This window comes from Paraburkholderia phymatum (genome assembly GCF_040965635.1).
GTDB classification, from domain to species: Bacteria; Pseudomonadota; Gammaproteobacteria; order Burkholderiales; family Burkholderiaceae; genus Paraburkholderia; species Paraburkholderia phymatum_B.
This window is the reverse complement of sequence record NZ_JBFRCH010000002.1, coordinates 126728-139165: the sequence shown is the minus strand read 5'-3', so window position 1 is coordinate 139165 and position 12438 is coordinate 126728. Positions and strand designations below refer to the sequence as shown.

10 protein-coding genes are annotated in these 12438 nt (G+C 66.4%); 7 read left to right on the top strand and 3 right to left on the bottom strand.

The features are described 5' to 3' along the window. The first annotated feature begins 149 nt into the window (after positions 1 to 149). The gene (locus tag AB4Y32_RS04025; protein WP_087734507.1) at positions 150 to 395 is read left to right on the top strand and encodes a hypothetical protein; all 246 of its coding nucleotides are present in this window, start codon (positions 150 to 152) and stop codon (positions 393 to 395) included. A 240-nt stretch (positions 396 to 635) separates the two neighbouring features. Here AB4Y32_RS04025 and AB4Y32_RS04020 read toward each other — a convergent pair whose 3' ends face one another. Next, positions 636 to 791, bottom strand: a complete 156-nt coding sequence (locus AB4Y32_RS04020; RefSeq protein WP_087734508.1) for a DUF3096 domain-containing protein — start codon at positions 789 to 791, stop codon at positions 636 to 638. Between the two features lie 251 nt (positions 792 to 1042). Here AB4Y32_RS04020 and AB4Y32_RS04015 point away from each other — a divergent pair, with 251 nt between their 5' ends. Continuing rightward, positions 1043 to 2353 (top strand): lactonase family protein, encoded by a 1311-nt coding sequence (locus AB4Y32_RS04015; RefSeq protein WP_439899723.1) that lies wholly within the window; start codon positions 1043 to 1045, stop codon positions 2351 to 2353. Positions 2354 to 2449: 96 nt separating this feature from the next. Next, entirely contained in the window at positions 2450 to 3082 is a 633-nt protein-coding gene (locus AB4Y32_RS04010) for an antimicrobial peptide resistance and lipid A acylation PagP (RefSeq protein WP_368720092.1), read from the top strand. A gap of 41 nt (positions 3083 to 3123) precedes the next feature. Here the strand turns inward: AB4Y32_RS04010 and AB4Y32_RS04005 are convergent, their stop codons facing one another. Together AB4Y32_RS04005 and AB4Y32_RS04000 are read right to left on the bottom strand one after the other, a co-directional pair. Continuing rightward, positions 3124 to 7344, bottom strand: coding sequence for a DNA translocase FtsK (locus tag AB4Y32_RS04005; protein WP_368720091.1), 4221 nt, complete (start codon positions 7342 to 7344; stop codon positions 3124 to 3126). 183 nt (positions 7345 to 7527) lie between these two features. Then, positions 7528 to 8142 carry an META domain-containing protein gene (locus AB4Y32_RS04000; RefSeq protein ID WP_368720090.1) on the bottom strand — a complete coding sequence of 205 codons (615 nt, stop codon included), beginning with the start codon at positions 8140 to 8142 and terminating at the stop codon, positions 7528 to 7530. Between the two features lie 318 nt (positions 8143 to 8460). Here AB4Y32_RS04000 and purT point away from each other — a divergent pair, with 318 nt between their 5' ends. From purT to AB4Y32_RS03980, 4 genes are all read left to right on the top strand, one after another. Beyond that, entirely contained in the window at positions 8461 to 9675 is a 1215-nt protein-coding gene (gene purT / locus AB4Y32_RS03995) for a formate-dependent phosphoribosylglycinamide formyltransferase (protein WP_368720089.1), read from the top strand. Positions 9676 to 9754: 79 nt separating this feature from the next. Then, positions 9755 to 9928, top strand: a complete 174-nt coding sequence (locus AB4Y32_RS03990; protein WP_368720539.1) for a DUF6726 family protein — start codon at positions 9755 to 9757, stop codon at positions 9926 to 9928. An 88-nt stretch (positions 9929 to 10016) separates the two neighbouring features. Continuing rightward, complete coding sequence (locus tag AB4Y32_RS03985; protein ID WP_439899722.1) at positions 10017 to 10388, top strand: MliC family protein; 372 nt, start codon at positions 10017 to 10019, stop codon at positions 10386 to 10388. A 311-nt stretch (positions 10389 to 10699) separates the two neighbouring features. Further along, positions 10700 to 12352, top strand: a complete 1653-nt coding sequence (locus AB4Y32_RS03980; protein ID WP_368720088.1) for an acetolactate synthase large subunit — start codon at positions 10700 to 10702, stop codon at positions 12350 to 12352. The last annotated feature ends 86 nt before the right edge of the window (positions 12353 to 12438 follow it).

Sequence of the window (12438 nt, the reverse complement as noted above, 5' to 3'; positions counted from 1 at the left end):
GGTTCGTACACCAGCGAGCATTTCGAGTATTGGCAATCCGCGTTCTCGGTGCTTACAATCGATTCGAACGTGAGTTCTGATGAATCGCAGCCCACCGGCGCCTGGTGTTGCACCATGCAGCACAGTGCCGATTTCGAGGAAACAAAGCCATGCTGAACCCGTCGAAATCCGACTGCATCACGATTCTCTCCGCCGCGAGTCAACTGCCTGACGATTCGCTTCTGCCACTCGACTTCCGCACGCTCGGCCTTACGCGCAACGGCATGGAAACGGCCGCGGCATTTCTGATCGAACGCGCCTGCTTCAAGCGCCATAGCGAAGCCGACGGTCATTATGCCGTCGGTGGGCTGTCATTGCAGGGACGCTGGCGTCTCGACCAACTTTCGAACGGTTGAAGCACGCTGGCGCTCACCGTTCGGTGATCGCGCCGCTGCGCTGCGGCGAATGACATGCGACGGGCATCCGGACCGTGCAACAGGCGGTCCGTGCGTCGACACGCCATGTCGATGCGCGCTGTATCTGCATGTGCGCTGCGATCCTTTCCACGCCGCGCGCTTGCAGCGCCGCTTGCGTTCGGCTTCACGCATGCTCGCCATCGGAGCGAATCGCTGCGCATGGGCGTCTGCACGCGCGCGTCAGAAGTGCATGGTGCCGCCGACGCCGAACAGCCCGATCAAGCCGATGATGATCAGATACAGCGCAACGATGTAGTTGAGCAGACGCGGCACGATCAGGATCAGAATGCCGGCGATCAGCGCGACGAGCGGGCCAAGGGTGACATGGATATTCATGGCGACTCCTTTGTTGGACTTGACTGCTGTGAGCGACAACCTGCGCGGGCCCGCGTGACTGTGCGATCGCGAGCAGCGCTTCTATACTTGCCCCAACCACGACATCGACGACCAGCCCCCGCCACGAGGGCGCGCAGCGCGACGGCCGCCGTCGCCATGCAACCGTCACGATAACGGCACGCTTCGATCGAGCCGCGCGGCAGACCAGCGACACGCACAATCCGAATAACCCGTCTCGCCAGGAGGTCGTCATGCAGCGTCGTACACGAGGAGTAGCGTGTGCCGTGCCACAGTCTTTCAATTGCCGGGTTTGCCCTCGTTCGGCCGGCTCTCGCTCCCGTCCCGCACTACGTTCGATGATAAGAGGATTGACACTCATGGTATCGATTGCCTCGCTTGCCTCGTTTTCCTCGCTTGCTGGTACGCGGGCCTTCGCGCAAGGCACGGCCGCCGCGCCCGCCGACGGCGTCTACGATCTGATCGTCGGCACCTACACCGGGCCGAAAAGCGAAGGCATCTACGTCTACCGCTTCGATACGAAGTCGGGCGACGCAACCCAGGTATCGTCGATCAAGGCAGACAATCCGTCGTATGTGGTCGCGACGCGCGATGGCCGCCATGTCTATTCCGTCAATGAGCAGCCGGGCGACAACGGTCCCGCGACGCAGCGCGGCGGCATCAGCGCGTTCGCCTTCGATGCGAAGAGCGGACAGCTGACCTTTCTGAACCGCGTATCGTCGGATGGCAACGATCCGTGCTATCTGAGCATCTCGCCCGACGGCAAATATCTGACGACGGCCAATTACTCCGTCGCCGCGAACCCCGGCGGCAGCTTCGCCGTCTTTCCGCTGCAGGCGGACGGCCAGGTCGGCGCATCCGTGCTGACCGTGCATCACGAGGGCGGCGGTCCCGTGAAGGGGCGCCAGGACAACGCGCATGTGCATTCGACCGTGTTCTCGCCCGACGGCAAGTATCTGTTCGCGCAGGATCTCGGCACCGACAAGCTCTATTCGTACCGCTACACGCCCGACGGCAGCCGCGGCCTGTTCGGCCCCACCGAGAAGCGCTATACCGACGTGAAGGCCGGCTCCGGTCCGCGGCATCTGGTGTTCGGCGCGGACGGCAAATACGCGTATCTGACGAGCGAGCTGAGCGCAACCGTCACTGTGTTCCGTTACGACGATGGCAAGCTCACGCAGCTGCAAGCCGTGCCGATGACCAGACCCGGCTTCAACGGGCAGGTGGCGGCGGCTGCGATCCATCTTTCGCCGGACGGGCGCTTTCTTTACGCCAGCAACCGGGGCGACGCGAACGAAATCGTCATCTATGCCGTCGATCCTGCTAATGGCCATATCCGCGAGGCAGGCCGTCAGTCGACTCTCGGCAAGGCGCCGCGCGAGTTCTCGATCGACCCGACCGGGCAGTGGCTGATCGTGGGTAACCAGAACAGCGACACGGCCTACGTGTTCCGCCGCGATCAGCAAAGCGGCTTGCTGGACGCGAATCCGAAGCGGATCGATCTCGGATCGCCCGTCGACTTCAAGTGGGTGTTGCCGTCCTGACTGCCGTGACCTGAGCGATCCGGACGAGTCCGCCGGCATGTCGCCGGTTGTCATCGGTCGTGCTGCCGGCGGACGCGAACAAGAACGGAACGCGCGATGCGAACGACGTCAACCAGCACAAGACCGAGGCCGAGGACAAAGACGAGGACGAGGAAGGGGACAAGCGCCGCGCTCGTCGCAGCGGGCGCGATGTGCGGCGCGTGCAGCGGTTTCTTCAGCGCGTTCGCGGACGCGAGCTGCAGCTATTCGACGCAATGGCTCGCGGGCGCCTGCCGACGCATCGAGCGCGTCGCGCAACAGGGCACGTGGGATCTCTACGTGACGGGATACGGCTGGCACATCAACGGCTATACGGAAGAGGAGCGCAAGTCGCTCAATTCGCAGTCGTGGGGCGGCGGCGCGGGCAAGCACTTCACCGACGAAAACGGCAACGAAGACATCCTGTTCGCGTTCGTGTTTCTCGATTCGCACGAGAACCCGCAGCCGATCGGCGGCTGGGCGAGACAGTGGTACACGAAGCCTGTGGCGGGCGGGCTGTCGCTGGGCGGCGGCTACTTCGCGGGCTTCACGGCGCGTGAAGACGTCGCGAATTACCTGCCCGTGCCGCTGGTGTTGCCCGTGGGCTCGATCCGCTATCGGAAGGCATCGGTGATGGGCACGTTCATCCCGCGCATTCCAGGCGTCAGCAAGGGCGATGTCGCGTTCTTCTGGAGCCGCTACGAGTTCTGACGCAGCCGTGGCTCGCGAAGCAGCCGTCGCCTGCGGGCCGCTTACTCGGCGGGCCCCGGCGCGAGCACTTCGCGGCTGCCGTTGATGCCCATCGTCGACACGAGGCCCGCCGTCTCCATCTGCTCGACGAGACGCGCCGCGCGGTTATAGCCGATGCGCAACTGCCGCTGCACCGCCGAAATCGACGCGCGGCGCGTGCGCACGACGAACGCGACGGCTTCGTCGTAGAGCGGATCGGCTTCCGCATCCGGCGTCTCGCCGAACAGGTCCTGACCCGCGCCGCCGCCTTCCGTCGCGGGGCCGTCGAGAATGCCCTCGACGTATTCCGGTTCGCCGAACTGCTTCAGATGCTCGACGATGCGATGCACTTCCTCGTCGGCGACGAACGCGCCATGCACGCGCTGCGGGTAGCCGGTGCCGGGCGGCAGGAACAGCATGTCGCCCTGGCCCAGCAGCGATTCGGCGCCCATCTGGTCGAGAATCGTACGCGAGTCGATCTTCGACGATACCTGGAACGCAACGCGCGTCGGAATGTTGGCCTTGATGAGGCCCGTGATCACGTCGACGGAAGGGCGCTGCGTCGCGAGAATCAGATGGATGCCCGCCGCGCGCGCCTTCTGCGCGAGACGCGCGATCAGCTCCTCGATCTTCTTGCCCGCAACCATCATCAGGTCGGCCAGCTCGTCGATCACGACGACGATCAGCGGCAACGGCGACAGCGGCTCGGGCGCGTCGGGCGTCAGCGAGAACGGGTTGCCGATCTTCTTCTCTTTCGCCTCGGCGTCGCGGATCTTCTGGTTGAAGCCCTGCAGATTGCGCACGCCGACGGCCGACATTAGCCGGTAGCGCTTCTCCATTTCGCCGACACACCAGTTGAGCGCGTTCGCCGCGAGCTTCATGTCGGTGACGACGGGCGCGAGCAGATGCGGGATGCCTTCGTACACGGAAAGCTCCAGCATCTTCGGGTCGATCATGATGAGGCGCACATCCTCGGGCGTCGCCTTGTACAGCAGCGAGACGATCATCGCGTTGATCGCGACCGACTTGCCCGAGCCCGTCGTGCCCGCGACCAGCATGTGCGGGGCCTTCGCGAGATCGGTGACGACGGGGTGCCCCGTGATGTCCTTGCCCATCGCGAGCGTCAGATTCGACGCGGACTTCTGATAGACGTCGGCTTGCAGGATTTCGGAGAGACGGATCGTCTGCCGCTTTGCGTTCGGCAGTTCGAGACCCATGCAGGTCTTGCCGGGAATCGTCTCGACGACGCGAATCGACGTCAGGCCGAGGCCACGCGACAGGTCCTTCATCAGCCCGACGATCTGGCTGCCGCGCACGCCGAGCGCCGGGTCGACTTCGAAGCGCGTGATGACGGGGCCCGCCGATGCGCCGACGACGGTCACGGGCACCTTGAATTCCTGCAGGCGCTGCTCGATCAGCGCGCTCGTTTCGGCGAGCTTTTCTTCGCTGACGGGCTCTGCGTCGGCCGACGCCGGCGCAAGCAGATCGAGGCTCGGCAGTTCGATGTGCGAGGCCGAGGGCGCGTGGAATTCGAACGCGGGACCGCCGTGGCCGCGCACGGCAGGGCGGGGCGCGGGAGCTTGTGGTGCGTCTTCGGCTTCGGGCGCGCGGGTTGGTGCCGGCTCTGCGTCGTGCAGGGGCGCCGGGTGTGCGAGGCTGCCGGCTGCGTGCTGGTCAGGCGCTTGCGTCGGCGCGACGGGTGCCGCGACGGGGAAGCGGACGATATTCGATGCCGCGTGCGCTTGGGGCTCCTCGTTCGCAAAATCAGCCGGTTCGACGTCGGGCGGGGTGCCGGCGATGGTAAGCGGACCGGTCGGATGCAGCGGCGCGATAGGGTCGTCGTACGCCGACGCATTCGATACGGGCGCGCGGTCATGACTGGAAGCGGCCCGCAGCAGCGTCACGGATTGCGTGATCGCGTCCCATGGCGCGAGCCTGGAGACGGCGGCTTCGTGCGCCTGCGCGTGATCGGGTTGCTGCCGGGCTATTTCCGCGGATTCTGTTTCTTCGTCGGCCGTGTGTGCATGAACCGCAGCCGGATGATCGCTTTGCGGGTGGGGTTGGTTCGGTTCCGCTTCGTCGCCGGTCGTCGGCGTCGATTCGGCGGAGGGCGTCGCCATTGCTGTCGATGATACGGCTGCACGTGCCGTATCCGCTGGCTCGTGATCGACGTGGGCTGGCGGGATTTCGTTCGCCGTCGACGATGGTGGTGTCGTGCAAGCCTGTTCGATGGCTGGCTCTGCCGTTTGACTTTGCGCCGTGACGTGCGCGGCGCTGACGTGCGGTTGGGGCTCGACACTCGAAATCGCGTCATCGCTGGGTGGCGCCGATTCGTGCGTCGCAATGTGCGGCTGTTGGGTGTCGGCGACGACGTTTGAAGTCGTCGGCGCGCGCGGCGCCTCGATGCGCGTCGCGGCGTCTTCGTTCGTTTCTTCCAAAGGCGCCGCAGCCACTGCCGGATGCGCGACAGGCTCAGCAGCGCGCGCGGCGTCCGGGCTTTGTCCAGCCGTCGAATCGCTTGCGTCAGCCGATAGGGAAGGGGACGCGTCCAGCGTCCCGGCTTTGTGAGCGGTCAAACTTGCCGCTTCGGCTGCGGCATTCGCTGCGCTCGCTCGCGGCTCATCTTCGGAAGCGGAACCTTGCACGATGGCCGTAGCTCTCGCGGCATTCGCGGCAGCAGACGGCTGCACGGGCGCAATCGCATCGGCGGCGTCGGTCTGTGGTGCGACCGTTGACGCATCGCCGGCATGACGGGCGCCGACGGCCGCTTCGAGTGCCGACACGGCCTGATCGACGACGGTGACGGCAGCGGCGTTAGCGGCCACGCCGCTGCCCGTGGCACTAGCCGCCGCACTCGTGCCCGTCTGTGGAACGGGAGCCACGAACGCCACTGGGGCGGCAACGGGCGGCGTCTGCACGCCGTCAGCCTGATCGGCGGCGGTTGCCGAAGGCCGCATCTCGGCGATCCGCGTTGCGTCGCCTGTCGAGCGCCTCGCCAGACTCGCGCCTGCGAGCGTCGTCCAGCGCGCGGCGTTTTCCTCGATGCTGCGCAACGTTTCCTGCACGCTCGTCGTGGGCGCGGCAGGCTGAGCCGCCGGATTCGCCCGCGTATAGCCGGGCGCGCGGAACTGCGACATGTCACGGCGCGCGGCCGGCAGACCCGGAGGGCTTGCAGGACGCGTCGTCTGGGACGATGAAGAGGGCCCGGTCGAAATCGATTGACGGCTCTGCAGCCGGCTGTTCTGCGCGAGCGTGGCCGCGCGCAAAGACGCCGCGCGTGCCGGCGACACGGCGGGATTCACCGACACGCCGCGCGCGGCCGCCTGGGCCGCCGCCGCTTTCGACGATTGCAGCGCCGCCGTGCTGCCGAACACGGTCGGCGGCGTGGCCGCGACGCGCGCGCTTTCCATCGAGGTCGGGATGCTCTCGCGCGAATGCGGGCGCTGCGCGTCGGGGCCGAGCCAGCCGGCGGGTGCCGTGGGCTCGGCAGGCGTCCACGGCGTCGGGCGGCTCGGCTGACGGCCGGCCGCGCGGCTTCCCGCAACGCCGCCCGTCATTCCGCTCACCGTCCCGCTCGCAGTCCCGCTCACCATCCCGCTCGCGGCCGCGCTCGTCCCGCGCGCAATGCCCGCGGCCGCCGCGCCATACGACAATCCCGCCGACGCGCCCGAAGAAGGCATCCCCATCGCCTCTTGCGACGTACCCGCGCTTGCAGCACCCGCGCCTCGCGTCGTCGAGGGCGGCCGCCATACGGTCGGCCGCGCATAGCGTCCGTTGTTCCTCGGCGCCATCGTGTTGATCGGCGCGCTGCTATGCGTAGGAGCCGTATCGGCGGCGGCGCGGTGATGGCTGCGCGGCTCGTCGTCGCGCGCGCGCTTCGACAGGCCGAGCCCGAACGCGTCGTTCGCCCACGCGACGAACGACGACCATCTGAATCCGATCAGCCACGGCAGCGCGAGCCCGAGCAAACCGAGCATCACTGCGGGCGTCGCGACGCGTCCCATCGGGCGCGTGAGCCCTGCCGCCAGCGCGTGACCGAACGCATCGAGCCCCTGCGCGTCGATCAGCGATGCCTCCAGCGTGCAGCTCGCGACCAGCACGCAAACAAATCCGAGCCACAGCCTGATCGTGCCCGGACCGCGCAGCCCCGCGCCGCCCGGCAACGCGGACTTCACGAGGCGCCATATCAGGGGAAGAAACCAGACGGCGGAAGCGCCGAACCAGCCGAAAACTACCGTTTGCATGCTAGACATCAACGAATGACGGGCGCGCGTTCGCGCAACCCATCGAGTTTATCGGACGAAGCATTGTGCTTCGAAGGCCGGTGTCGCGTGCGGCGCGCGGGCATCGGCGCGTGATGCCGCAGCGACGCGCGAGCGGGCGCCTCGACGCGCATCGCGCGCAGCGGACGCTCGCCGGCCGCGCCGTCATTGGCCGCGCCGCGCGAACACGAGCGTGTCGCCGTTGTCGAGGATCAGTTGCAGTTGCTGCGGCTTGCGCATGTCGACGCCCGAGTGTTCGACATGCATGAGCGCATCGAGATACGCGGCTTCGATCTTGCCGCCCGGCGTCGCGCACGCCATACGCGTGCCTGCGAGCGGGCCGAAGCTGAGCTTGCCGTCCTTCAGCATGTAGGTGCCCGTATAGCGGTTGCAGCCCGAGAAGCCGCTCGCGCGGCGCTGGCCGCTTTCCGTCGACAGCACGAGCGTGACCGGTTCGCCGCCCGCGCTGCCCGGCACCTCGCGCGTGCTGCCGCCGGATACCTTCCAGCCGCTCAATTGCCAGTCGGTGTTGTCGAGCAGTTGCGTCGCCGCGGGATTGAACGGATCGGGCGGAGCGGCTTCCGCGTCGGGATGCCTCGGCATCGCGCAGGCGGCGAGCAGCGCGGCCATCGACACGGCGGCAAGCAGGGCCCGCGCGGTCGTCGCGTTGCCCGCGCGGCGTCGGAACGATGCCCACGATGCAGCGCCCGGTGCATTCGACGATGCGCCGGATGTTGCGTTCGAGCTTGCGTCGCGTGGCGTGGCGGACGTGGGCAGCATGTCGTCGTTCCTCTCTAAACTGGCGAAGGCGTAAGGGTATCGCACTACGCTTGCCGCATGCGAGCGCAAACGCGCGGCGAAATGCATAGGCGCGCAAAGGCGAAATGCATAGGCGCGCCAAGGCGAAATGCCCGGCGGCGCGGATGCGGCACCCATGCACGATGTATCGGCGTACAACCGTTGCAAAACGCCGGCTCGAAGCGCGGCCTGCGGACGGTTTATCGGCATGCGCGGCGCGCAGGCGCAGGGGCCGCGCATGTTAACATCGCCGCAGTCGTTCATTCCACTCGCAGTTCGTAAAAATTCTCTGGAGTTTCCATGCAGATCGGCCAACGCATCGGCACACCGCTTTCGACCTCCGCCACGCGTGTCATGCTGCTCGGCGCGGGTGAACTGGGCAAGGAAGTGATCATCGCGCTGCAACGGCTCGGCGTCGAAGTGATCGCGGTCGATCGTTACCCGAACGCGCCGGGCCATCAGGTCGCGCACCGCGCGCACGTGATCGACATGACTGACGCGAAGGCTTTGCGCGCGCTCGTCGAACAGGAGCGCCCGCATCTGATCGTGCCGGAAATCGAGGCCATCGCCACCGACGCGCTCGCCGCGATCGAAACCGACGGTATCGCCGAAGTCATCCCGACGGCGCGCGCGACGCAGCTGACAATGAATCGCGAAGGCATCCGCCGCCTCGCCGCCGAGGAACTCGGCCTGCCGACTTCGCCCTATGCGTTCGCCGATTCGCTGGAAGAACTGAAGGCGGGCATCGCGAAGGTCGGCTATCCGTGCGTCGTGAAGCCGGTGATGTCGTCGTCGGGCAAGGGGCAGTCGGTGCTCAGGAGCGACGCCGATGTCGAAGCGGCATGGCAGTACGCAATGGCAGGCGGGCGCGTGAATTATGGGCGCGTAATCGTTGAGGGCTTTATCGACTTCGAGTACGAGATCACGCAACTGACCGTGCGCGCAATCGACCCCGCCACGCAGCAGACCTCGACGTACTACTGCGATCCCATCGGCCACGTGCAGGTGGCGGGCGATTACGTCGAATCGTGGCAGCCGCAGCCGATGAGCCCGCTCGCGCTCGAGCGCTCGCGCGAAGTCGCCCACAAGGTGACGGCGGCGCTCGGCGGCAGAGGCCTGTTCGGCGTGGAACTTTTCGTACGCGGCGATGACGTATGGTTTTCGGAAGTGAGTCCGCGCCCGCACGATACGGGGCTCGTGACGCTCGCGTCGCAGCGTCTGTCAGAGTTCGAACTGCACGCACGCGCGATCCTCGGCTTGCCCGTCGATACGTCGCTGCGCGCGCCGGGCGCATCGGCCGTGATCTACGGCGGGCTCGACGAAGCGGGCATCGCGTTCGAAGGCATCGCGCAGGCGCTCGCCGTGCCGGATGCGGATCTGCGCCTGTTCGGCAAGCCGGAGAGCTTCGTCAAGCGCCGCATGGGCGTGGCGCTCGCGACGGGGCGCGACGTCGGCGAAGCGCGTCAGCGCGCGAAGCAGGCCGCGGCGGCCGTGAAGCCGGTGTCGGTCAAGTAGTCGGTACGTAGATGCGGCGCAGGGTGAGGAGCAGCACGTGAAAGCGAAACGGGCAGGTGGTGTGCAACGCGGCGGACTCATGCGGCGTGCCGCGCCGCTCGCATCGGCAGTCGCGTTGATGGCGTCGTTGAGCGGCTGCGGTCTTGCTGCCGCGCCATGCAGGATTGCGTCGGCGGGGCTGAAGATCGTGCCCGTGGTCGGCCACGCGGCCGCCGCGCCGGCGGACGCATGCGCCGATGTGATCGATCCTTGAGACGCGCTCGCCGGCGGCCGGCCGCGCAATGATGGCCGCAACAGCGGGAACAGCGGCGTCGGTATGTCATCCAGAAACGAGGCTTTCGATGAGCATGAGGCAGTATGCGTTGACGGGCGTGCTGACGGTCGCCGCCGTGTCGGGCGCGGCCCGCGCTGCGGACTTGATGCCGCTGCCGGACATCAGGAGCACGCATCGCGTGACACAGAAATACACCTGTGCGACGGGCCGCATTCTGCATGTCACCTATCTGAACACGAGCAACGGACAGAGCTTCGCGATCCTGCCCGTCAAGGGCAAGCAGATGTTGTTCGTCAACGTGCTGTCGGGATCGGGCGCGAAGTATCAGGCGGCGAGCTATACGTGGTGGACGAAAGGCCCGCAGGCCACGCTGTACGACGCGATGCTCGGAGAGAATGCGCCGCCGATGCTGTCCGATTGCGTGACGATCGTGCGCTGATGTTCTGCTGATGTCTCGCTGATGCCCCACTGACGCCGCTCGGCGCGGTTGCGCCCGGCCGGGCCCGACCTCGTTCCATTTTCTCTCGCGTTCCGCGTGCGCTTGCACGTCGCTCGCGGCCATGGTCCCGGCATCGCTCACGCATCGTGCACGCACGCCGACACGATTTCCCCACCGGGAGTAAGCTGTCTGCCACGCACAAGCCGCGCCTCTTTCTGATGCCGTTGCGCGGCTGTCATCGTTTTCGATCATCCTTGTCCGCGCGCCGCGAAGGTGGCGTGGTCTGCGTTCGTTCGTCAAGCGAGACCCCCATGAAAGCATCGGATCTGTTCGTCAAATCGCTGGAAGCGGAAGGCGTCGAGTACGTGTTCGGCATTCCCGGCGAAGAAAATCTCGATCTCCTCGAATCGCTGCGCCGCTCCCGGATCAAGCTCGTCCTCACCCGCCACGAACAGGCGGCGGGCTTCATGGCCGCGACCTATGGCCGCCTGACGGGCCGCACGGGCGTCTGCCTGGCGACGCTCGGCCCGGGCGCAACCAACTTCGTGACGGCGGCGGCGTACGCGCAGCTCGGCGGCATGCCGATGCTGATGGTCACGGGCCAGAAGCCGATCAAGTCGAGCAAGCAGGGCCACTTCCAGATCGTCGATGTCGTGCGGATGATGGAGCCGCTCACCAAGTACACGCGGCAGATCGTGTCGATCGGCAATATTCCCGCGTCGGTGCGCGAGGCGTTCCGCCAGGCCGAGGAAGAGCGCCCGGGCGCCGCGCATCTCGAACTGCCCGAGGACGTCGCGCACGAAGAGGGCGACGGCAAGCCGATTCCGAAGAGCTACAGCCGCCGGCCCGTCGCCGAAGAGAAGGCCGTCGAGCGTGCGGTGAAGGCCATCGCGGACGCGAAGCATCCGATCCTGATGATCGGCGCGGGCGGCAACCGCAAGACCACGCGCAAGATGCTGCGCGAATTCGTCGACCAGATCGGCATCCCGTTCTTCACGACACAGATGGGCAAGGGCGTGATCGACGAATCGCATCCGCTGTGGCTCGGCAACGCGACGCTGTCGGACGGCGACTTCGTGCACCGGGCGATCGATCACGCGGACTGCATCATCAACGTCGGCCACGACGTGATCGAAAAGCCGCCGTTCTTCATGCGCGGCGCCGATGCGGGCGAGAAGACGGTGATTCACGTCAACTTCCTCGGCGCGGAAGTGGACCCCGTGTATTTTCCGCAGATCGAAGTGGTCGGTGATATCGCCAATGCCGTGTGGCAAATGAAGGAGGCGTTGCAGGGCAAGGGCGAGCATTGGGACTTCGCGCGCTTCAAGGAGATCAAGGAGCATTTCGAAGCGCATCTCGTGAAGGGCCAGCACGACGACCGCTTCCCGATGTACCCGGTGCGCATCGTCAACGACGTGTACGAGACAATGCCCGTCGACGGCGTCATCTGTCTCGACAACGGCATGTACAAGATCTGGTTCGCGCGCTACTACCGCGCGCACGAGCCGAACTCGCTGCTGCTCGACAACGCGCTCGCGTCGATGGGCGCGGGGCTGCCCTCGGCGATCGCGACGAAGATCGTGCTGCCCGAGCGCAAGGTGATGGCCGTGTGCGGCGACGGCGGCTTCATGATGAACTCGCAGGAACTCGAGACGGCCGTGCGCCTGAAGCTCGACCTCGTCGTGCTGATCCTGCGCGACGACGCGTTCGGCATGATTCGCTGGAAGCAGGAGAACATGAATTTCCCCGACTACGGGATGACGCTCAAGAACCCGGATTTCGTCGATTACGCGAAGAGCTATGGCGCGCAAGGTCACCGGATCGCGTCGGCGGCCGAATTCGCGCCGCTCGTGCGGCAGTGCTTCGCGACGCCCGGCGTGCATGTGATCGACGTTCCCATCGATTACTCGGACAACGAGCGCGTGCTCAATCGCGAGATCAAGCGGCTGTCGGCGCAGCTTTGACACGTCGCCGCATTTCCCCGGCGCGCGGCGCGGCGCATGTGGAACGGCCGTTGCTGCGCTCCTTTGATCGGATCAAGGAGAACGTG

Bases quoted from the DNA above. Each gene is read 5' to 3' on its own strand.
- AB4Y32_RS04025 (WP_087734507.1), top strand. From the start codon at position 150: ATGCTGAACCCGTCGAAATCCGACTGCATCACGATTCTCTCCGCCGCG.
- AB4Y32_RS04020 (WP_087734508.1), bottom strand. From the start codon at position 791: ATGAATATCCATGTCACCCTTGGCCCGCTCGTCGCGCTGATCGCCGGC.
- AB4Y32_RS04015 (WP_439899723.1), top strand. From the start codon at position 1,043: ATGCAGCGTCGTACACGAGGAGTAGCGTGTGCCGTGCCACAGTCTTTC.
- AB4Y32_RS04010 (WP_368720092.1), top strand. From the start codon at position 2,450: ATGCGAACGACGTCAACCAGCACAAGACCGAGGCCGAGGACAAAGACG.
- AB4Y32_RS04005 (WP_368720091.1), bottom strand. From the start codon at position 7,344: ATGCAAACGGTAGTTTTCGGCTGGTTCGGCGCTTCCGCCGTCTGGTTT.
- AB4Y32_RS04000 (WP_368720090.1), bottom strand. From the start codon at position 8,142: ATGCTGCCCACGTCCGCCACGCCACGCGACGCAAGCTCGAACGCAACA.
- purT (WP_368720089.1), top strand. From the start codon at position 8,461: ATGCAGATCGGCCAACGCATCGGCACACCGCTTTCGACCTCCGCCACG.
- AB4Y32_RS03990 (WP_368720539.1), top strand. From the start codon at position 9,755: ATGCGGCGTGCCGCGCCGCTCGCATCGGCAGTCGCGTTGATGGCGTCG.
- AB4Y32_RS03985 (WP_439899722.1), top strand. From the start codon at position 10,017: ATGAGCATGAGGCAGTATGCGTTGACGGGCGTGCTGACGGTCGCCGCC.
- AB4Y32_RS03980 (WP_368720088.1), top strand. From the start codon at position 10,700: ATGAAAGCATCGGATCTGTTCGTCAAATCGCTGGAAGCGGAAGGCGTC.